Below are 20,688 nucleotides of genomic sequence, written 5' to 3'. Positions count from 1 at the left end.
TCGCTTGAAAAAAACAGGGCGCTGATTATGGCAGATTTGCCGCGCAGCTCAACCACGCGTTGTGCCTTTTCTCCGCGCCGGACAAAACCCAAAAGAGGGGCTTCAGATGGCTGACAGGCGCAAAACGTGGATGGCCAGGACCGAAGAGCAAAGCGTCCCGCGCTCAGGACAAAAACGCCGGAAGCGTTTTTGAACAACGCAAAACGTTGTCCCGGTAACGGGCGTACCTCAGGGATGAGGTGCGTAATCGCGCGGACCCGGCCGGCAGAGATGCCGCTTTGGCGATCGGGCCTTTCCATCTGCGTCTGCACACCGTCACCAACAAAAAGCCCCGCACAAGGCGGGGCTTCAGGGGCCGATGATGTCGCCTAGCGCGACATCAACGCACAGTCATTACTGACCTTTAACTTCTTTCAGACCGTTGAATGGCGCTTTAGAACCCAGCGCTTCTTCGATACGGATCAGCTGGTTGTACTTAGCAACACGGTCAGAACGGCTCATTGAACCGGTTTTGATCTGGCCCGCTGCAGTACCTACCGCCAGGTCAGCGATGGTCGCATCTTCGGTTTCGCCTGAACGGTGAGAGATCACGGCAGTGTAGCCCGCATCTTTCGCCATTTTGATCGCAGCCAGAGTTTCGGTCAGAGAACCGATCTGGTTGAATTTGATCAGAATGGAGTTAGCGATACCTTTATCGATACCTTCTTTCAGGATTTTGGTGTTGGTAACGAACAGGTCATCACCCACCAGCTGGATTTTGTCGCCCAGTACTTTGGTCTGGTAAGCGAAGCCGTCCCAGTCAGATTCGTCCAGGCCATCTTCGATAGAAACGATCGGATACTGTTTAGTCAGATCTTCCAGGAAGTGGGTGAACTCTTCAGAGGTAAACGATTTACCGCCTTCACCGGCCAGAACGTATTTGCCATCTTTGTAGAACTCAGATGCCGCACAGTCCATCGCCAGAGTGATGTCTTTGCCCAGCTCGTAGCCTGCTGCTTTTACCGCTTCAGCGATAACAGCCAGCGCTTCGGCGTTGGAACCCAGGTTAGGCGCGTAGCCGCCTTCGTCACCCACTGCAGTGCTCATGCCTTTGCTTTTCAGCACTTTTGCCAGGCTGTGGAACACTTCAGAACCCATACGGATGGCTTCTTTCAGGTTCGGAGCACCAACCGGCTGGATCATGAATTCCTGGATGTCGACGTTGTTGTCGGCATGTTCGCCGCCGTTGATGATGTTCATCATTGGCAGTGGCATAGAGTATTTGCCTGGGGTGCCGTTCAGTTCAGCGATGTGCTCATACAGCGGCTGACCTTTAGAGGCTGCAGCGGCTTTAGCAGCTGCCAGTGAAACAGCCAGAATGGCGTTAGCACCGAAGTTAGATTTGTTCTCAGTACCGTCCAGGTCGATCATGATCTTATCGATGTTCGCCTGATCTTTCGCGTCTTTGCCTTTTACCGCTTCAGCAATCGGACCGTTTACTGCAGCAACGGCTTTGGTTACGCCTTTGCCCAGATAACGTGATTTGTCACCGTCACGCAGTTCCAGCGCTTCGCGTGAACCGGTAGAGGCACCTGATGGTGCAGCTGCCAGGCCTACGAAACCGCCTTCCAGATGCACTTCAGCTTCAACAGTCGGGTTACCACGTGAGTCGATAATTTCGCGACCGATGACTTTTACGATTTTGGACATTACGATTTTCCTCAGTACAAGTTAGTCAATCCTAAGACAAGCAACGCGCGAAAAGTTCGCGCGCTGCCTGTGAAACTTACTTCGCTAAACGCTTCTGATGCTCATGTGCGGCTTTAACAAAGCCGGCAAACAGCGGATGGCCGTCGCGTGGGGTGGAGGTAAACTCAGGATGGAACTGGCAGGCCACAAACCACGGATGGTTCGGGATCTCGATAATCTCAACCAGTTGATCATCACCAGAGCGACCTGCTACGCGCAGACCGGCTGCTTCAATCTGCTTTAACAGCATATTGTTCACTTCATAGCGGTGGCGATGGCGCTCAACGATAGTGTCAGAGCCGTAGAGCTGGCGAACCTGGCTGCCCGGCGTTAACTGACACTGCTGGCTGCCCAGACGCATGGTGCCGCCCAGATCGCTCTGCTCGCTGCGGACTTCGACGTTGCCATCTTCGTCACGCCATTCGGTGATTAATGCCACCACCGGATATTTACAGTCTGGCACAAATTCCGTGGAGTTGGCGCCCGGCATCCCGGCGACATTGCGGGCGAACTCCATCAGCGCAACCTGCATGCCCAGGCAGATGCCCAGGTACGGCACGTTGTTTTCACGTGCATACTGCGCGGTCATCAGCTTGCCTTCCACGCCACGGTAACCGAAGCCACCCGGGATCAGAATCGCATCCAGATCTTTCAGTAATTCGACACCGCGTGATTCAACATCCTGCGAATCGATCAGTTTGATGTTCACGGTGACGCGATTTTTCAGGCCGCCATGTTTCAGCGCTTCGATGACCGACTTGTAGGCATCCGGCAATTCCACATACTTGCCCACCATACCGATGGTGACTTCACCACCCGGATTGGCTTCTTCGTAGATCACCTGCTCCCATTCGGCCAGATTGGCTTCCGGTGCATTCAGGTTGAAGCGCTTGCAGATATAGTCATCCAGGCCCTGCGATTTCAGCATGCCAGGAATCTTGTAGATGGAATCAACGTCTTTCAGCGAGATAACCGCTTTTTCAGGGACGTTACAGAACAGGGCGATTTTAGCGCGTTCGTTGGCCGGTACGGCACGGTCAGAACGGCAAATCAGCACGTCTGGCTGAATACCAATCGACAGCAGCTCTTTCACCGAGTGCTGGGTCGGTTTGGTTTTCACTTCACCGGCAGCCGCCATATACGGCACCAGCGTCAGGTGCATATACATGGTGTGTTCGCGGCCCACATCAACGGCCATCTGGCGAATCGCTTCCAGAAACGGCAGTGATTCGATATCCCCGACCGTGCCGCCGATTTCGACCAGTACCACATCATGACCTTCACCGCCTTCAATAATGCGTTCTTTGATGGCGTTGGTGATGTGCGGAATAACCTGAATGGTTGCGCCCAGATAGTCGCCACGGCGCTCTTTGCGCAGGACTTCTGAGTAGATACGGCCAGTGGTGAAGTTGTTACGACGCGACATTTTGGTACGGATGAAGCGCTCGTAGTGACCCAAATCCAGATCGGTTTCAGCGCCGTCATCAGTGACGAAAACTTCACCGTGCTGCGTCGGGCTCATGGTGCCTGGATCCACGTTGATATACGGGTCCAGCTTCATGATGGTCACGTTCAGACCACGGGCTTCGAGAATGGCTGCGAGGGAGGCTGCGGCAATGCCTTTACCCAGAGAGGAAACGACCCCGCCGGTCACAAAAATATAATTCGTTGTCATGCTGAACCTGAGAGTTTAGGTTTAAAGACGGTGGAATAACCAGGACGGGAAAACAGTATACTGGAAACCGCTATCAGCCACAATTGATGAATCACCGCCATCCTCCAACGCATTGCTGCGGCTAACATAGCCGATAGCCGCCAATGAAATGTTGACGTGCGTCACAAAGTTGCCGTCAGGCTGAATCGAGTAAGCGAAAGCGGTGACTTTATGCACAGCGCTGGAATAATCAGCGCTTCTCGCCCCGTTTCACCTGCTGCCAGGCGGCTTCCATCTGCTCCAGCGTGGCACCCGGCATACTTAACCCCTGTGCAGCGATGATCGCTTCGACTTCGCGGAAGCGGCGCTCAAACTTGTCGTTGGCCTTTTGCAGCGCGGTCTCTGCTTTGCTGCCCAGATGACGCGACAGGTTAACCGTGGCGAACAGCAGGTCGCCAATCTCCTCTTCCAGCTTCTCACCATCCACCACGCTCTGCTGCGCCTCGTGCATCACTTCATCAATCTCTTCATGCACCTTAGCCACCACCGGCCCCAGCGTGGTCCAGTCGAATCCGACATTGTGACAACGCTTCTGAATCTTGTGGGCGCGCATCAGTGCGGGCAGTGCCTTAGGGATATCATCCAGCGCCGAATGCTGGGCTTTGTCAGCCCGCTCAGCGGTTTTTATCGCTTCCCAGTTTTTCAGCACTTCGCTGCTGGTTTCTGCTGTGGCATCGCCAAAAATGTGTGGATGACGGCGCTCCAGCTTGTCGCTGATTGCGTGGCAGACATCCTCAAAATTAAAGCGATCCTGTTCGCTGGCCATCTGCGCATAGAACACCACCTGAAACAGCAGATCGCCCAGCTCACCGCGCAGATCGTCAAAATCTTCGCGCTGGATAGCGTCCAGCACTTCGTAGGTCTCTTCCAGCGTATAGGGCGCGATGGTGGCGAAGGTCTGTTCACGATCCCACGGACAGCCATGTTGTGGATCGCGCAGGGTTTTCATTATGCCAAGCAGGCGCTCAATAGCGTTCATTCAGGAGGATCCTTGATTAGTGAGATGACAGGCAACGGGCGAAGAGGCAAAGCGTACAACACGGCAGGACGCTATTCACCGCCTCCGGCCGTGTCTGGTGGTGCAGAAAACGCCTGCGCAACCTCCAGCTGCCGGTTGCCTCAGTGCCTGCCTGAATATCAGTGCAGGCGACGGGCGTCAATGATATCAGAGACCTGGTTCAGACGCGCCAGGACACGTCCCAGTACCTGATGGTTGTAGATCTCGATATCCATGTCGATGGTCGCCAGCTGTTTTTTGGTGTCGCTGCGGCTTGAGACGCCCAGGACATTCACTTTCTCGTTGGCGAGAATGGTGGTGATGTCACGCAGTAAGCCGCTGCGATCGTTGGCGGTCACGCGCACCACCAGCGAATAGCCGCTGGAGTAACTTTCGCCCCACACCGCATCGACGATACGTTCCGGCGCATGCGAAATGAGTTCAGCCAGCTGGTCGCAGTCGGCGCGATGAATAGAGATGCCGCGCCCCTGGGTGATGAAGCCGACAATATCATCCCCCGGAATCGGCTGGCAGCAGCGGGCAATGTGGTGCATCAGGTTGCCCACGCCCTCCACGACGACACGTCCGCTCTCTTTGCGTGAAGAGGGAGTGTACGATTTCTGGGTCAGCTGACGCAGCGCTTCGCGATCTTCCTCTTCGGCGCTCGGCTTATTGAGCTTCGCCTGCAGGAAGTTAACCATCTGGTTAAGACGAATATCGCCGCCGCCAATCGCCGCCAGCAGCTCTTCAAGCGAGGTCACGTTATAGCGCGGCAGCAGCAGTTTTTCGGCTTCACGCAGGCTGATATCCAGCTGATTCAGTTCGTTATCCAGAATCTGCCGTCCGGCGATAATATTCTTGTCGCGATCCTGCTTGCGGAACCAGTTGTGGATCTTCGAGCGTCCACGGTTGGTGGTGATGTAGCCCAGATTCGGATTGAGCCAGTCGCGGCTCGGGTTCGGCTGCTTCTGGGTGATCACCTCAACCTGATCGCCCATCTGCAGCTGGTAGGTGAACGGCACGATGCGGCCACCGATTTTCGCGCCGATGCAGCGGTGACCGATGTCGCTGTGAATATGATAGGCAAAGTCGAGCGGCGTCGATCCAGCGGGCAGATCCACCACGTCGCCTTTCGGGGTAAAGACGTAGACCCGGTCATCGAACACCTGGCTGCGGACCTCTTCCAGCAGTTCGCCGGAGTCCGCCATCTCTTCCTGCCAGCTGATGAGCTTACGCAGCCAGGCGATCCGCTCTTCATGACCGGCCGCGCCACGCGCGCTGCTGGAAGTTGGCCCCTCTTTATATTTCCAGTGCGCCGCCACGCCCAGCTCCGCATCTTCATGCATCTGGCGGGTACGGATCTGGATCTCCACCGTTTTGCCCTGCGGCCCTAACACCACCGTATGAATCGACTGGTAGCCGTTGGGTTTGGGGTTAGCGACGTAGTCATCGAATTCGCTGGGCAGATGGCGATAGAGCGTGTGCACCGTACCCAGCGCACCGTAGCAATCCTGCAGGCGATCGGCGACGATGCGCACCGCCCGCACGTCAAACAGCTCATCAAAGGCCAGCGATTTTTTCTGCATCTTGCGCCAGATGCTGTAGATATGTTTCGGACGGCCATAGACTTCGGCGCGCACGCCCTCTTTGACCATCTCTTTGCGCAGATTGCTGACGAAGTTTTCGATGTACTGCTCACGGTCAATACGCCGTTCATGCAGTAATTTGGCGATGCGCTTATATTCGTCGGGATGCAGGTAGCGGAAGCAGTAATCTTCCAGCTCCCATTTGAGCTGACCAATACCGAGACGGTTGGCCAGTGGCGCATAGATATTGGTGCTCTCTTTGGCGGCCAGTACCCGCTCATCTTCCGACGCATCTTTCATTTCGCGCAGGTTCATGATGCGTTCAGCCAGCTTCAGCACTACGCAGCGGAAATCTTCCACCATCGCCAGCAGCATGCGGCGGACGTTATCCACCTGTTCAGAGGCCATGGAGTCGTTGTGGATCGCTTTCAGCTGGCGGATAGCATCCATATCGCGCACGCCGTGTACCAGCGAGACAATGCCTTTGCCGACGGCGGTTTCCAGCTCCTCTTCACTCACCACTTCATCGTTAGCCAGCGGGAAAATCAGCGCCGCACACAGGCTTTCGATATCCATGCTGAGCATTGAGAGGATTTCAACCATCTCAATACCGCGCCACAGCAGCAGCGACTGATCAGGATGGCCCTGCGTCTGCGCTTCGCAGTAGCGCCAGGTCTCGGCCACACGTTGACATGATTGCGGGTTGGCAATACCGAGACTGGCGATCCACTGGTCGAGGGCGAAATCCCCCTCAGTATTTAAATGCGCACTTCTGACCGCAACCATAACCTCTCCTGCACAACGACATACATCGCTTATGTTTTTCTGAACAGCACCATGGATTCGAGATGACGGGTATGTGGGAACATATCCAGCATCGCGACCCTTTCCAATTGGTAGCCTGCCGACAGCAATGTCTGGCTGTCGCGGGCGAGTGTGGTGGGATTACACGAAACATAGACCACGCGATCTGGTGCAAGTTTAACCACATGCGCCATTACGCCCGCAGCCCCAGCGCGTGCCGGATCGAGTAATACCTTGTTAAATCCCTGTGCCGCCCACGGCTGGCGCGACACTTCTTCTTCCAGATTATGCTGAAAGAAACTGACATTTTTAAGATTATTCAAATCAGCATTATACGCTGCCTGCCGCACTAATGCTGCAATCCCCTCCACACCAACCACATTATGTACGAAGATTCCTATAGGAAGTGTGAAGTTTCCCATGCCGCAAAACAGATCCAGCACCCGGTCTTCCGGCTGCAGATCGAGCCAGGCAATTGCCTTCGCGACCATCTGCTGATTAACACCATCGTTAACCTGAATAAAATCCTGTGGGCTGAAGGTTAGCTTAAGCTGGTGAGATTGATAAAACGGCGTCGACTCATTTAACGCACTCAACTCTTCCTCGCCCGCATCCAGGAACAGCATCAGCTGATGCTTATGCGAAAACTGTTCCAGTTTTTCACGGTCATCCGCATGCAGCGCATCAAGATGGCGCAGAATCATCAGCGGCCCGTTGTCTGCCAGCACCAGCTCCACATGCCCGAGACGCCTGACGGCGCGTAAGTCACTGAGACACTGGTGCAATGGAACCAGTAAAGCCTCAAGTTCGGGCACTAAAATGGGGCATTGCTGAATATCGACCAGATCGTTGCTGGCTTCCTGACGGAAGCCCATCTGCAACCGCTGCGCCTTATTTTGCCATTGCAGCCCCAGACGGGCGCGACGACGATAGCCCCAGGGCTGACCGGCGATCACCTCATCCACCGCCACGTCTTGTGCGGCGACCTGGCGCAGCATCCGGCTCAGCGCCTGGGCTTTGCTCTGCTGTTGCAGCGCCACATCGGCATGCTGCTGCTGGCAGCCGCCGCAGCGTTCATAATGCGGGCAGCGCGGCGTGACGCGCGCCGGACTGCGGCTAATCAGTCGTGTCACTTTCGCCCGGGCAAATTGACGTTTATCCTCTGTCAGCATGACCTCCGCCTGTTCCCCAGGCAGGGCACCGGCGACAAAAAGGGTTTTGCCCTTGTGACGCGCCACCCCTTGTCCGAACGGATCGAGCGCCTCAATGGTGACGGTGATCCGTTGTTGCGTCGTCACGCGCTGTTTTGCAACGTAAAATTGCGCCATAGTGTTATTAATTCTCTTTATCGAAAACGACCTGCATTGTTTTTGTCGACAGCATGCACAGGGACGTTAATGCCGGAGTAGCCAGGCGACTATTATGACCAAATACAGCCTGCGGGCGCGAATGATGATTTTAATTCTGGCACCCACGCTGATGGTTGGCCTGCTGCTCAGCTCATTTTTTGTGGTGCACCGCTACAATGAACTGCAGCGCCAGGTTATCGATGCCGGAGCCAATATCATTGAACCGCTGGCGATCTCCAGCGAATACAGCATGACCTGGCACAATCGTGACGCCATGCGTGAACTGGTCAGCCTGCTGCACCGCCGCCATTCGGGCATCGTCCGGGCGATCTCGGTGTTTGATAATCACAACCAGCTCTATGTCACCTCCAATCACAAGCAGAACCTCAGCCTGCTGCAACAGGATGATATCCGCGCCCTGCCCGACGATGTCTCCATGGAACGTCACGGCAACGTATTGATTCTGCGCACACCGATCACCACCGAGCGTTACGATGTGGATGAATTGCCGGACGAAGATGCCAAGCCGTCGGGCAATCCGCTGGGCTACGTGGCGATAGAGCTGGATCTGCAGTCGGTGCGCCTGCAGCAGTACAAAGAGGTGTTTGTCGCCACGCTGATGCTGCTCTTCTGCCTCTGCCTGGCCATGCTGTTTGCCTATCGTCTGATGCGCGATGTCACCGGCCCGATCCGCAATATGGTCACCACCGTTGACCGCATCCGTCGCGGCCAGCTCGACAGCCGCGTTGAGGGATACATGCTGGGTGAACTCAGCATTCTGAAAAACGGGATTAATGCGATGGCGATGTCGCTGACCGCCTATCACGAAGAGATGCAGCACAATATCGATCAGGCGACCTACGATCTGCGAGAGACGCTGGAACAGCTGGAGATTCAGAACGTTGAGCTGGATTTGGCGAAGAAACGCGCCCAGGAAGCGGCGCGTATCAAATCTGAGTTTCTGGCCAATATGTCGCATGAGCTGCGGACGCCGCTTAATGGCGTGCTGGGCTTTACCCGGCAGATGCTGAAAACCCAGCTGCGCACCACCCAGCGCGACTATATGCAGACCATTGAACGTTCAGCCAATAACCTGCTTAGTATTATCAATGACGTGCTCGATTTCTCGAAGCTGGAAGCGGGCAAACTGATGCTGGAGGCGATCCCCTTCCCGCTGCGTGCCACACTGGATGAAACGCTGGTGCTGCTGGCCCCGTCGGCGCATGACAAAGGGCTGGAGCTGACGGTGGTGTGTGACAGCAGCGTGCCGGACAACGTGATTGGCGATGCGCTGCGCCTGCAACAGATTCTGATTAACCTGATCGGTAACGCCATCAAGTTTACCGAGAAAGGGTATATCGGCCTGCGTGTCGGACAGCGGGTGATTACGCAGTCGCGCGTCGAGCTGGAGATTCAGGTTGAAGATAGCGGTATCGGCATCTCTGAGCAGCAACAGACACAGCTGTTCCAGGCGTTCCGTCAGGCTGACGCCAGCATTTCGCGCCGTCATGGCGGCACCGGGCTGGGGCTGGTGATCACCCAGAAACTGGTGCGGGAGATGGGCGGCGAAATCACCTTCAGCAGCCAGCCGGACAAGGGCTCCACCTTTGTGATTCGCGTGCAGCTGGATCTCAATCCCAATGCGCCCGGCATGCCACGCGTGCTGGATGCGCTGTCACATGCGCGCATTGCCTATGTGGAAGCGGATGCTAACGTTGCCAGCGCAGCACTGGAGATGTTGAGCGCCACACCATTGCAGATCGATTACAGCGAAACGCTGGAGGGTTTAAAAGCGTCTCACTATCCGCTGCTGCTGATGGCGATGCCGATCGACATCAGTCAGCCCGAGCTGCTCAATGAACGCATGATTAATGCGCTGCTGGATCGGGCCGACAACGTGCTGATGGCGCTCCCCAGCCCGATGATGTTGCTGGCGGATGAACTGAAGGTACGCGGCATTGACGGTTGCATCGCTAAACCGATCTCCCTGACGCGACTCCTGCCGATGTTACTGGATCTGCATACCCGTCAGATCAGTGAACTGCCGCTTTCACCCCGGCTGCCGCTGACGGTGATGGCGGTGGATGATAACCCCGCCAACCTCAAGCTGATTGGCGCGCTGCTGGAGGAGCAGGTGCAGAACATCCTGCTGTGCAGCAGCGCCGAACACGCCATCCGTGAGGCACGTCAGCAGTCGCTGGATGTGATTCTGATGGATATTCAGATGCCGGACATCGATGGCATTCGCGCCAGCGAAATTATCCGCAGCATGCCGCATCATGCCAGTACACCGATTGTGGCGGTCACCGCCCATGCGATTGATGGCGAGCGTGAACAATTGATCAAGGCGGGCATGAATGACTATCTTGCCAAACCGATTGATGAGAGCAAGTTAAGACAGTTGCTGGCGCGCTATACGCCACCACCGGTGGTCACCGTGCCGGAACTGCTGCCAATATTACCCACGCTGGACTGGCAACTGGCGCTGCGACAGGCAGCGAACAAAGCCGATCTGGCGCGCGATCTGCTGCGGATGCTGCTGGAATTTTTACCGGAAGTGCATGCGAAGATGGCGCAGTTTATGTCGACCAATGAGGTCAACGCCCTGCGTGAGATTATTCACAAGCTGCACGGCAGTGCCAGCTACAGCGGCGTGCCGCGCATGAAGCAACTCTGCCATCAGCTGGAAAGAGAGCTGCTGGAGGCCAGCGATATCGCTGCGCTGGAGCCGGAACTGCTGGAGCTGCAGGATGAGATGGAGAACGTCGCCCGAGAAGCCCGCCAGCTGTTAGGGATTGGATAAGGCTGGCGGTGAGTTAAACCCGGCCGATGTGCAGTGGCCGGGTAAGGCTGGTAGTTAGTTAAACCCGGCCAGCTTTAACGTGGCTGCCACATTACGCGCCGTCATCTCAACATTCTTTCCGGCGCTGGCGAGTGCCTCATCCAGGGTACAGATGCTGTAGAGCACGCTGAATACCGCATCGATCCCGTGCTGATGCACCACGCCGACATCGGCCGTCAGGCTTCCGGCGATGCCAATCACCGGCTTATTAAAGCGCTTTGCCACGCTGGCGACCCCGATCGGCACCTTGCCATTAATACTCTGGCTGTCGATACGCCCTTCACCGGTAATTACCAGGTCAGCATCTTTTACCTCTTCCGCCAGCCCCAGCGCTTCAGTAACAATCTCAATGCCGCGTCGCAGCTCCGCCTGACAGAAGGCGTGCAGCGCCGCCCCCATACCGCCCGCTGCGCCGCCGCCCGGAATATGCAGCACATCAATATCGAGATCGCGGTGAATAATCGCGGCGTAATGGGCCAGCGCCTGATCGAGCTGCTGCACCAGCGCCGGTGTCGCCCCTTTCTGCGGGCCGAAAATGGCCGATGCACCCTCTTTGCCCGTCAGCGGATTCGTGACGTCACAGGCCACTTCAATGCGGCACTGATGAATGCGGGTGTCCAGCGCGTCAATATCGATGCTGGCAAGATCGGCGAGTGCACCGCCACCGTGACCGATCTCGCAACCCTGGTCGTCCAGCAGCCGGGCGCCCAGCGCCTGCATCATGCCGGCTCCGCCATCATTGGTGGCGCTGCCGCCGATACCAATGATGATGTGGCCGACCCCCTTATCCAGCGCATGTCTGATCAACTCGCCGGTGCCAAATGAGGTCGTTATCAGCGGGTCACGCTGTGATGCAGGCACCCGCTCCAGTCCACTGGCCGCTGCCATTTCGATATAGGCGGTGGACTCATCGCCGGACAGGCCATAGAAGGCGTCAACCTCTGTTCCCAGCGGCCCCGTCACCTTCAGCCTGACGATTTTTCCCTTCGTCGCCGCCACCATCGCTTCTACCGTTCCTTCACCGCCGTCGGCGACCGGTATTTTCACGTAATGCGCATCGGGAAAGATGTCACGGAAACCCGCTTCAATCGCCGATGCCACATCCAGGGCGGATAAACTCTCTTTATATGAATCCGGTGCGATTACGATTTTCATAGGCAATCCGAGCGCAGTTGAGTAATTGAAACGGCTCTGAACCAGTCCGGTTTCCGCAGAGACCGACACCGGGTTTTAGCGGGCGATTTCAACCTTCGCTAACTTCTCATAATAGCAGGCCAGCGCGCTGTGGTCGGCGCTACCCTGCCCGTCGTTACGCAGCGCCTGCATCATCTCCATCACCGCCGCCGTCAGCGGCAGATGCGCGCCGATGCTGTGCGAGGTATCCAGCGCGTTCGCCAGATCTTTGATATGCAGGTCAATGCGGAAGCCGGGTTTGAAGTTGCGATCCATCACCATGGGCGCTTTGGCATCCAGTACCGTACTGCCGGCCAGGCCGCCACGAATCGCCTGATAGACCAGATCCGGATTCACACCCGCTTTGGTCGCCAGTGATAACGCCTCGGACATCGCCGCAATATTCAGCGCCACAATCACCTGGTTGGCCAGCTTAGTCACGTTACCCGCACCGATGTCGCCGGTATGCACCACCGATCCCGCCATCGATTTCATGATGTCGTAGCAGGTATCGAACACCGCTTTATCACCGCCGACCATCACAGAGAGCGTGCCTTCGATCGCTTTAGGTTCACCGCCACTGACCGGCGCATCCAGCATTTTGATCCCTTTTTCTGCCAGCGCATCATGGACTTCACGGCTCGCCAGCGGCGCAATGGAGCTCATGTCGATGACCACCAGGCCTGGCTTCGCCCCTTCGATAATGCCATTTTTACCCAGACAGACTTCGATGACCTGCGGCGAGTTGGGCACCATGGTAATCACCACATCGCACTGCTCAGCCACCTCTTTTGGCGATTTCGCCACGGTCGCGCCCAGTTCAGTCAGTTCCGCTTCGTTGTCAGCGTTATGATCGCGCACCACCAGCGAATAACCGGCTTTCACCAGATTTTTACTCATTGGTTTGCCCATAATACCCAGGCCGATAAATCCAATTTTCATTGCGTTTCCCCTTGATTGATTAGCGCTTAAATTTGTCGCATAACGCCTGAGAGGCGTTGCGGAACATACCGACATCGCTGCCGACGGCGACAAAAGTGGCACCCCACTCCAGATAACGACGCGCGTCCGCTTCCACCGGTGCCAGAATGCCGCTCGGCTTACCGGCGGCTTTGGCGCGTTCAAAAATGTGTTTAATCACTTTCAGCACTTCAGGATGCGCAGGCTGACCGAGATAGCCCAGCGCAGCAGAGAGATCGCCCGGCCCGACAAAAATACCGTCGACACCGTCCACCGCCGCGATGGCGTCAATGTTGTCGACCGCCTGCTGGGTTTCGATCTGCACCAGCACCGTGATGTTGTCATTGATGGTGCTGTTGTAATCCGGCAGGGTGCCGTACATGTTGCTGCGGTGCGAAACCGAGACACCGCGAATGCCGGCTGGCGGATAGCGGGTTGAGGCGACGGCACGCACTGCTTCCTCTTCGGTCTCGACAAATGGCACCAGGAAGTTGTTAAACCCGATATCCAGCAGACGCTTAATAATCACCGGCTCGTTGCAGGGCGGACGTACCACGGGCGCACTGTGGCTGCCTTTAAGCGCCATCAGCTGTGGCACAAACGTGGTGATATCGTTGGGCGCGTGTTCGCCATCCAGGACCAGCCAGTCAAAACCGGCCAGCCCTAAAATCTCGGTTGAGATCGGGCTGGCAAGCGCACACCAGCTGCCGATCAGGGTTTCACCCGCTAACAAACGACGACGAAATCCATTTGGCCAGGCTGCATTACTCATGGTTAAACTCCTGTGACGATGGCTCCCCGTGGGGAGCCGAAAAGGTTAACGTACCAGGCAGGGACGTTTGTTGTCGTAGGTCCATCCCGGCACTAAAAATTGCATCGCTTCGGCATCGTCACGCGCGCCCAGCCCCTGCTTCTGATAGAGCGCGTTGGCCTGCATCACCTGATCCATATCCAGCTCGACGCCGAGACCGGGCTTCTGCGGTACCTGCACCATGCCGCCTTTGATCTGGAATGGCTCTTTGGTCAGGCGCTGATTGCCCTCCTGCCAGATCCAGTGGGTATCAATGGCGGTGATCGCGCCCGGCGCGGCAGCGGCGACGTGGGTGAACATCGCCAGCGAAATATCGAAGTGGTTATTGGAGTGCGAGCCCCATGTCAGGCCGAAGTCGTGACACATCTGTGCTACCCGCACCGAACCCTGCATGGTCCAGAAGTGCGGATCCGCCAGCGGAATGTCCACCGACTGCAGCGACAGGGTATGGCCCATCTGACGCCAGTCGGTGGCGATCATATTGGTGGCGGTTGGCATGCCGGTGGCGCGGCGGAACTCCGCCATCACTTCACGGCCGGAGTAGCCCTGCTCTGCGCCACAGGGATCTTCTGCGTAGGCGAGCACATCTTTGAGCTGTTTGCCGAGCATGATCGCCTCGTTGAGCGACCAGGCCCCGTTGGGATCAAGGGTGATACGGGCTTCAGGAAAACGCTTAGCCAGCGCAGTAACCGCTTCGGCCTCTTCGCCGCCGCGCAGTACGCCGCCTTTGAGTTTGAAATCGTTGAAGCCATATTTCTCATACGCCGCTTCCGCCAGCCGCACCACCGTCTCCGGGGTTAGTGCTTCTTCGTGGCGCAGGCGATACCAGTCGCAGGGATCGCTCTCCTGGCTCTGGTAAGAGAGGGACGTTTTGCCGCGGTCGCCGATGTAGAAGAGGTAGCCGAGCATCTCAACGCGGTCGCGCTGCTGTCCGTCGCCCAGCAGCGAGGCCACATTAACCTCCAGATGCTGACCCAGCAGGTCGAGCAGCGCCGCTTCAATGCCCGTCACCACATGAATAGTGGTGCGCAGATCGAAGGTCTGGGTGCCGCGCCCGCTGGCATCGCGGTCGGCGAAGGTGCTGCGCACCAGGCTGAGAATGTTTTTGTATTCGCCCACGGTTTTGCCAATCACCAGCGACGCCGCATCTTCCAGCGTCTGGCGGATTTTTTCGCCGCCCGGGATTTCGCCGACGCCGGTGTGTCCGGCGTTATCTTTGATAATCACAATGTTGCGGGTAAAGAATGGCGAGTGAGCGCCGCTGAGGTTCAGCAGCATGCTGTCGTAGCCTGCGACCGGAATAACCTGCATGGCGGTGACTTTCGGTGTTGAACTCATCTCCTGCTCCTTATGCTGTTGCACGGCCAAATGCCGGGCGTTTGCGATCAAATGTCCAGCCGGGGACCAGATATTGCATCGCCGTGGCGTCGTTACGCGCGCCGGCGGGCAGTGACTGATAAAGCTGATTGGCTTTGTTTACCTGCTCCCAGTCGAGCTCAATGCCCAGACCCGGCGCATCCGGTACGGCAATTTTCCCGTTGCGGATTTGCAGCGGATTTTTCGTCAGGCGCTGATCGCCCTCCTGCCAGATCCAGTGGGTATCAATCGCGGTAGGATTGCCTGGCGCCGCTGCACCCACATGGGTGAACATCGCCAGCGAAATATCGAAGTGGTTATTGGAGTGGCAGCCCCAGGTGAGGCCCCACTCATCGCAGAGCTGCGCGACCCGCACGGCACCGCTCAGCGTCCAGAAGTGAGGATCCGCCAGCGGAATATCGACCGCATTGAGCATCACCGCGTGATTCATCTCGCGCCAGTTGGTGGCGATCATATTGGTGGCCACCGGTAAGCCGGTTGCGCGCCGGAACTCGGCCATCACTTCACGTCCCGAATAGCCCTGCTCCGCGCCGCACGGATCTTCAGCGTAGCTCAGCACATCCTGCATCCCTTTACACAGCGCTATCGCCTCGTCCAGCAGCCAGGCGCCGTTCGGGTCGACCGTAATGCGGGCGTCGGGAAAGCGCTGCTTCAGCGCCGCCGCGGTGGCAATCTCCTGCTCGCCAGGCAACACGCCGCCTTTGAGCTTAAAATCTTTGAAGCCATATTTATCCGCAGCCGCCTCAGCCAGCCGCACCACGGCATCGCTGGTCAGCGCTTCCTGATGACGCAGGTGATACCAGTCGTGGCTGGCCTGCTCACCACTCAGATAGGGCAGATCGGTCTTGCGGCGGTCACCGAGATAGAACAGATAGCCCAGCACCGTCACTTCATCACGCTGTTTACCTGGCCCCAGCAGTTCAGCCACCGGTACGCCCAGACACTGTCCCAGCAGATCAAGCAGCGCCGCTTCCAGCGCAGCTACCGCGTTGACCCGCAACTCAAAAGTCCAGGCACCGTTGCCGAAGGTGGTGAAGTCAGCCGACTGATTGCCTTTGTGCACCTGTTGTACCAGACGGTTCATTCGCGCAATCTGCTGGCCTTTCACCTGCGGAATCGCCTCTACCAGCGTCTGATAGATGGTGTCGCCGCCGGGGGCTTCACCGACGCCGGTGTGACCGGCGCTGTCAGTGAGAACCACAATATTGCGGGTAAAACAGGCGTTGTGCGCACCGCCAATATTGAGCAGCATGCTGTCATAACCGGCGACCGGGATAACCTGCATCTCAGTAATCACCGGCGAACTTTGCGTATTCATAATGCATCCTTACCGGGCCAGGTTTTCAGTTCGACACGTTTGATATCGCCCGCGATCACCAGGAAGCTGAATGCGGCGACAAAGGCGTGAATACCGACATAGATCAGCGCGCCTTCAAAGGAGCCGCTGGTGGCGATGATGTAACCGATGGCGATAGGCGTCACGATGCCAGAGAAGTTACCGAACATGTTGAACAGACCGCCGCTCAGGCCACTGATCTCTTTCGGCGCAGTATCTGCCATCACCGCCCAGCCCAGCGCACCGATGCCTTTACCAAAGAACGCCAGTGCCATGAAGAACACCACCACCCATTCGGTATCGGTGTAGTTACACATCACCATCGAAATAGAGAGCAGCATGCCGAGCACGATCGGTGTTTTACGCGCGATATTCAGCGAGCCGGTTTTACGCATCAGCCAGTCGGAGATCACCCCGCCCAGTACGCCGCCGAGGAAGCCGCACACCGCCGGAATCGAGGCAATAAAGCCCGCTTTGAGAATCGACATGCCGCGCGCCTGTACCAGATAGACCGGGAACCAGGTGATAAAAAAGTAGGTTAAGGCGTTAACGCAGTACTGACCGAGGTAGATACCCAGCATCATGCGTGACGTCAGCAGCTGTTTGATCTGGAACCACTTCTCGCTCCAGCTCACTTTGCGGCTATCCTTTTTGACATCCATGTTGATCAGCGCACCGCCCTGCTCCATGTACTCCAGTTCGGCTTTATTCACGCCAGGGTGATCGGTGGGATCGTGGATCACTTTCAGCCAGATGAAGCTGAGGATGATGCCCAGGCCGCCCATGAACCAGAACACGTGCGCCCAGCCCACGGAAGAGACCAGCCAGCCCATGATGGGCGCGAAGATAACGGTGGCGAAGTATTGGGCCGAGTTGAAGATCGCCACGGCCGTGCCGCGCTCCTGCGCCGGAAACCAGGCCGCGACGATGCGGCTGTTGCCAGGGAAAGAGGGCGCTTCGGCCAGTCCCACCAGGAAGCGCAGAATAAACAGCGACATGATGATGCCGAAGCCGCTGAACAGATCGACGAACCCTTGCAAAAAGGTAAAGAGCGACCAGGTAAAGATGCTCCAGAAATAGACGCGTTTTGAGCCGAAGCGGTCAAGCAGCCAGCCGCCCGGAATCTGACCAATAACATACGCCCATGAGAAGGCAGAGAAGATATAGCCGAGTCCGACCGAATCGAGGCCAATATCTTTTGACATCGCCGAACCGGCAATCGAAATCGTTGCGCGGTCACCGTAGTTGAATGAGGTGACGATAAATAACATCACCACAATCCAGTAACGGGCATTGGTGCGTTTCTGCACCGTTTCCGCGGTCTGGCTGAAACTATTCATGATGCACTCCTGAAATATAGCGTGAGCTACATTCGCTCTGACTGCATACACATCGCGTTGGGTATCAGAGAGAAGTTGGGTTAAACACGGCGATCTTTTTGTTTTGGCAAACTTTATTTATCCATCCGGTGTCTGGCAGCCGCGGCGGTTAATAATCCCAGGCAACCTCTTTCGGATGAATAATACGTCGTGACAGATAACCTGACTTTGGCTAACGGAACTCAGTATAAGAACAGCCTGTGGCGATCACATTGGCGCATCGCCCTGGAATAATCGCCTTATTGAAGTGATTGTCTTGCGGATGCACAAAAGCCTGCGGTATAGCTCACGAAAGTGGCAAATACCCGTGCAAAATCCGCCCCGGATAACGCTTTCCCCCGCTGTTTGTGAGGGTCTTCACTTGCTTTTGGATAATCGACCCAAAACAGCGAGACGAATTGCCTTAATGGTGGTCATTTGCACAATGCGCGACCCGCCCCGCCTCCCTATACTGAAGCTGGCAAACAAGGGCGTGATAGGTCAGATCATTACAGCGTGCCGCACAAGTACGGTACGACAGACAGGAAGGTGAGCGATGAACCCAAAAACAGATGAACAACCGCTCTATATCAAAGTCCATGAGCACGACAATGTGGCGATTGTGGTTAACAGTCTGGGTCTGCCAGCCGGTACGCAGTTTGCGGATGGCCTGACCCTCACAGAGCATGTGCCGCAGGGCCACAAAGTGGCGCTGAGCGCGATTAATCAGGGTGCAGAGATCGTGCGTTATGGCGAAGTCATTGGCTATGCATTGCGGGATATTGCCCAGGGCAGCTGGATTGATGAGTCACTGGTCGCGCTGCCGGAAGCCCCTCCGCTGGAGAGTCTGCCGTTAGCTACTCAGGTTCCACCTGATTTGCCGCCGCTGGAGGGCTATACCTTTGAAGGTTACCGCAATGCGGATGGCAGCGTAGGCACGCGTAACCTGCTCGGCATCACCACCAGCGTCCACTGCGTGGCCGGTGTGGTGGATCATGTCGTACAGATCATTGAACGGGAGTTACTGCCGCGCTATCCGAACGTGGATGGTGTGGTTGCCCTGAACCACCTTTATGGCTGTGGTGTGGCGATCAACGCTCCCGCGGCGGTCGTGCCGATTCGCACCATTCATAACCTGGCGCTGAATGCGAATTTCGGCGGCGAAGTGATGATCGTCAGCCTCGGCTGTGAAAAGTTACAGCCAGAGCGTCTGCTGACTGGCACCCCCGACGTGCAGGCGATTTCGCTGGACGACCATGACATCGTGCGTCTGCAGGATGAAAAGCTGGTGGGCTTTGGCGCGATGGTCAATGAGATTCTGCAGGTGGCGGAGCGTCATCTCCAGCGGCTGAATCAGCGCCAGCGCGAAACCTGCTCCGCAGCAGAACTGATTGTCGGCATTCAGTGTGGTGGCAGCGATGCGTTTTCGGGCGTGACGGCAAATCCGGCAGTGGGCTTCGCCTCTGATCTGCTGGTGCGTTGCGGTGCCACCGTGATGTTCTCGGAAGTCACTGAAGTGCGTGATGCGATTCACCTGCTGACGCCGCGGGTGATTAATCAGGAAGTCGGTAAGCGCTTACTGGAGGAGATGGCCTGGTATGATAATTACCTCGACCAGGGCCAGACCGATCGCAGCGCTAACCCGTCGCCGGGCAATAAAAAAGGCGGGCTGGCGAACGTAGTGGAAAAAGCGCTTGGCTCGATCGCAAAATCGGGACGCAGCGCCATTGTTGAAGTGCTCTCGCCCGGCCAGCGGCCCACGCGACGCGGATTGATCTACGCGGCCACGCCCGCCAGCGATTTTGTCTGCGGTACACAGCAGTTGGCATCCGGTATCACCCTGCAGGTGTTTACTACTGGTCGCGGTACGCCTTACGGTCTGGCCGCAATTCCGGTGATCAAGATGGCGACGCGTAATGCGCTGGCAGAGCGCTGGCACGATCTGATGGACATCAATGCCGGGACGATTGCTACCGGTGAAGAGAGTATTGAGCAGGTGGGCTGGCGACTGTTTGAATTGATTCTGGATATCGCCAGTGGCAGAAAGCAGACCTGGTCCGATCGCTGGGGCATTCGTAATCAGCTGGCGGTGTTTAACCCGGCGCCTGTCACCTGACAGTGCACTCAACCGATATCGCCGTGCGCGCACTACAGGCTTATCTCTGTTAAGGCAGAGATAAGCCTGGCCTTGCAATCAGAGCTGCGCGCCCCAGGCTTCAACCCACGGCGAGGTAACCGCCTCCGGTTCCGGATTTTCAGTGGCATCAACCAGTAACACCTCACCAACCCGCTGAGCGCCCTGCTCCTGCAGCAGCGCGTCAAAGGTTTTACCCGCGCCACAGAAATGGTCATAGCTGCTGTCACCCAGCGCAATCACGCCATAGCGCAGCGCGGGCTGATGACCGAGCTGATCTTTAATCGCATGGAACAGACCTGAAATCGTGTCGGGAAAATCGCCATGCCCGGTAGTAGAAGTGACAATTAACGCCACGTCGCTGGCATAGTTTTGCCAGTCAGCCAGCGTCGGATCGTCAAACACCGTTACGCTGTGCCCCTGCTGCTGCAGAATGGGCTCTGCTTCTTCCGCGACCAGTAGCGCATTGCCATATACCGTACCTACAAAAATGCCAATCTTTGCCATCTGCTTTCCCCC

The 20,688-nt window shown here is 56.8% G+C and carries 14 protein-coding genes; 2 read left to right on the top strand and 12 right to left on the bottom strand.

Annotation, left to right across the window (positions count from 1 at the left end):
- Positions 1-393 precede the first annotated feature (393 nt).
- The 5 genes from eno to rlmD all read right to left on the bottom strand — a co-directional run bounded on the left by eno (position 394) and on the right by rlmD (position 8,157).
- Positions 394-1,689 (bottom strand): phosphopyruvate hydratase, encoded by a 1,296-nt coding sequence (gene eno, locus OK412_RS21660; protein ID WP_010248571.1) that lies wholly within the window; start codon positions 1,687-1,689, stop codon positions 394-396.
- Between the two features lie 76 nt (positions 1,690-1,765).
- On the bottom strand, positions 1,766-3,403 hold the full coding sequence (gene pyrG / locus OK412_RS21655) for a glutamine hydrolyzing CTP synthase (RefSeq protein WP_010248572.1): 1,638 nt from the start codon (positions 3,401-3,403) through the stop codon (positions 1,766-1,768).
- Positions 3,404-3,632: 229 nt separating this feature from the next.
- Positions 3,633-4,421 carry a nucleoside triphosphate pyrophosphohydrolase gene (gene mazG / locus OK412_RS21650; protein ID WP_010248574.1) on the bottom strand — a complete coding sequence of 263 codons (789 nt, stop codon included), beginning with the start codon at positions 4,419-4,421 and terminating at the stop codon, positions 3,633-3,635.
- A gap of 158 nt (positions 4,422-4,579) precedes the next feature.
- Positions 4,580-6,811: a GTP diphosphokinase gene (relA, locus tag OK412_RS21645; RefSeq protein ID WP_264353538.1), complete on the bottom strand. Its 2,232-nt coding sequence runs from the start codon at positions 6,809-6,811 to the stop codon at positions 4,580-4,582.
- Positions 6,812-6,840: 29 nt separating this feature from the next.
- Positions 6,841-8,157 carry a 23S rRNA (uracil(1939)-C(5))-methyltransferase RlmD gene (rlmD, locus tag OK412_RS21640; protein ID WP_264353537.1) on the bottom strand — a complete coding sequence of 439 codons (1,317 nt, stop codon included), beginning with the start codon at positions 8,155-8,157 and terminating at the stop codon, positions 6,841-6,843.
- A gap of 94 nt (positions 8,158-8,251) precedes the next feature.
- Between rlmD and barA the strand changes: the two genes are divergently transcribed.
- Positions 8,252-10,981: a two-component sensor histidine kinase BarA gene (gene barA / locus OK412_RS21635; protein WP_157353622.1), complete on the top strand. Its 2,730-nt coding sequence runs from the start codon at positions 8,252-8,254 to the stop codon at positions 10,979-10,981.
- Between the two features lie 54 nt (positions 10,982-11,035).
- Here the strand turns inward: barA and OK412_RS21630 are convergent, their stop codons facing one another.
- From OK412_RS21630 to OK412_RS21605, 6 genes are all read right to left on the bottom strand, one after another.
- Complete coding sequence (locus OK412_RS21630) at positions 11,036-12,175, bottom strand: glycerate kinase (RefSeq protein WP_033758769.1); 1,140 nt, start codon at positions 12,173-12,175, stop codon at positions 11,036-11,038.
- Positions 12,176-12,250: 75 nt separating this feature from the next.
- Positions 12,251-13,135, bottom strand: a complete 885-nt coding sequence (gene garR, locus OK412_RS21625; protein WP_010248583.1) for a 2-hydroxy-3-oxopropionate reductase — start codon at positions 13,133-13,135, stop codon at positions 12,251-12,253.
- 19 nt (positions 13,136-13,154) lie between these two features.
- A complete protein-coding gene (gene garL / locus OK412_RS21620; protein ID WP_010248585.1) occupies positions 13,155-13,925 on the bottom strand; it encodes a 2-dehydro-3-deoxyglucarate aldolase in 771 nt (256 codons plus the stop codon).
- Positions 13,926-13,970: 45 nt separating this feature from the next.
- Positions 13,971-15,302, bottom strand: coding sequence for a glucarate dehydratase (gene gudD / locus OK412_RS21615; protein WP_264353536.1), 1,332 nt, complete (start codon positions 15,300-15,302; stop codon positions 13,971-13,973).
- 10 nt (positions 15,303-15,312) lie between these two features.
- The gene (locus tag OK412_RS21610) at positions 15,313-16,659 is read right to left on the bottom strand and encodes an enolase C-terminal domain-like protein (protein WP_010248589.1); all 1,347 of its coding nucleotides are present in this window, start codon (positions 16,657-16,659) and stop codon (positions 15,313-15,315) included.
- Complete coding sequence (locus OK412_RS21605; protein WP_010248591.1) at positions 16,656-18,017, bottom strand: MFS transporter; 1,362 nt, start codon at positions 18,015-18,017, stop codon at positions 16,656-16,658. Before OK412_RS21605 ends, OK412_RS21610 begins: the two co-directional genes overlap by 4 nt.
- Before the next feature lie 574 nt (positions 18,018-18,591).
- On the opposite strand from OK412_RS21605, the gene garD reads away from it, so the two are divergent.
- A complete protein-coding gene (gene garD, locus OK412_RS21600; RefSeq protein ID WP_264353535.1) occupies positions 18,592-20,151 on the top strand; it encodes a galactarate dehydratase in 1,560 nt (519 codons plus the stop codon).
- Between the two features lie 78 nt (positions 20,152-20,229).
- Here garD and OK412_RS21595 read toward each other — a convergent pair whose 3' ends face one another.
- Entirely contained in the window at positions 20,230-20,676 is a 447-nt protein-coding gene (locus OK412_RS21595) for a flavodoxin (RefSeq protein WP_010248594.1), read from the bottom strand.
- Positions 20,677-20,688: the final 12 nt, after the last annotated feature.

This window comes from Pantoea sp. JV6 (assembly GCF_025910055.1).
GTDB classification, from domain to species: domain Bacteria; phylum Pseudomonadota; class Gammaproteobacteria; order Enterobacterales; family Enterobacteriaceae; genus Pantoea; species Pantoea agglomerans.
Note: the sequence above shows the minus strand (reverse complement) of the source record. Positions and strands in the feature narration are given on the sequence as shown.

Coding starts and splice junctions, on each gene's coding strand:
- eno (WP_010248571.1), bottom strand. CDS start 1,689: ATGTCCAAAATCGTAAAAGTCATCGGTCGCGAAATTATCGACTCACGT.
- pyrG (WP_010248572.1), bottom strand. CDS start 3,403: ATGACAACGAATTATATTTTTGTGACCGGCGGGGTCGTTTCCTCTCTG.
- mazG (WP_010248574.1), bottom strand. CDS start 4,421: ATGAACGCTATTGAGCGCCTGCTTGGCATAATGAAAACCCTGCGCGAT.
- relA (WP_264353538.1), bottom strand. CDS start 6,811: ATGGTTGCGGTCAGAAGTGCGCATTTAAATACTGAGGGGGATTTCGCC.
- rlmD (WP_264353537.1), bottom strand. CDS start 8,157: ATGGCGCAATTTTACGTTGCAAAACAGCGCGTGACGACGCAACAACGG.
- barA (WP_157353622.1), top strand. CDS start 8,252: ATGACCAAATACAGCCTGCGGGCGCGAATGATGATTTTAATTCTGGCA.
- OK412_RS21630 (WP_033758769.1), bottom strand. CDS start 12,175: ATGAAAATCGTAATCGCACCGGATTCATATAAAGAGAGTTTATCCGCC.
- garR (WP_010248583.1), bottom strand. CDS start 13,135: ATGAAAATTGGATTTATCGGCCTGGGTATTATGGGCAAACCAATGAGT.
- garL (WP_010248585.1), bottom strand. CDS start 13,925: ATGAGTAATGCAGCCTGGCCAAATGGATTTCGTCGTCGTTTGTTAGCG.
- gudD (WP_264353536.1), bottom strand. CDS start 15,302: ATGAGTTCAACACCGAAAGTCACCGCCATGCAGGTTATTCCGGTCGCA.
- OK412_RS21610 (WP_010248589.1), bottom strand. CDS start 16,659: ATGAATACGCAAAGTTCGCCGGTGATTACTGAGATGCAGGTTATCCCG.
- OK412_RS21605 (WP_010248591.1), bottom strand. CDS start 18,017: ATGAATAGTTTCAGCCAGACCGCGGAAACGGTGCAGAAACGCACCAAT.
- garD (WP_264353535.1), top strand. CDS start 18,592: ATGAACCCAAAAACAGATGAACAACCGCTCTATATCAAAGTCCATGAG.
- OK412_RS21595 (WP_010248594.1), bottom strand. CDS start 20,676: ATGGCAAAGATTGGCATTTTTGTAGGTACGGTATATGGCAATGCGCTA.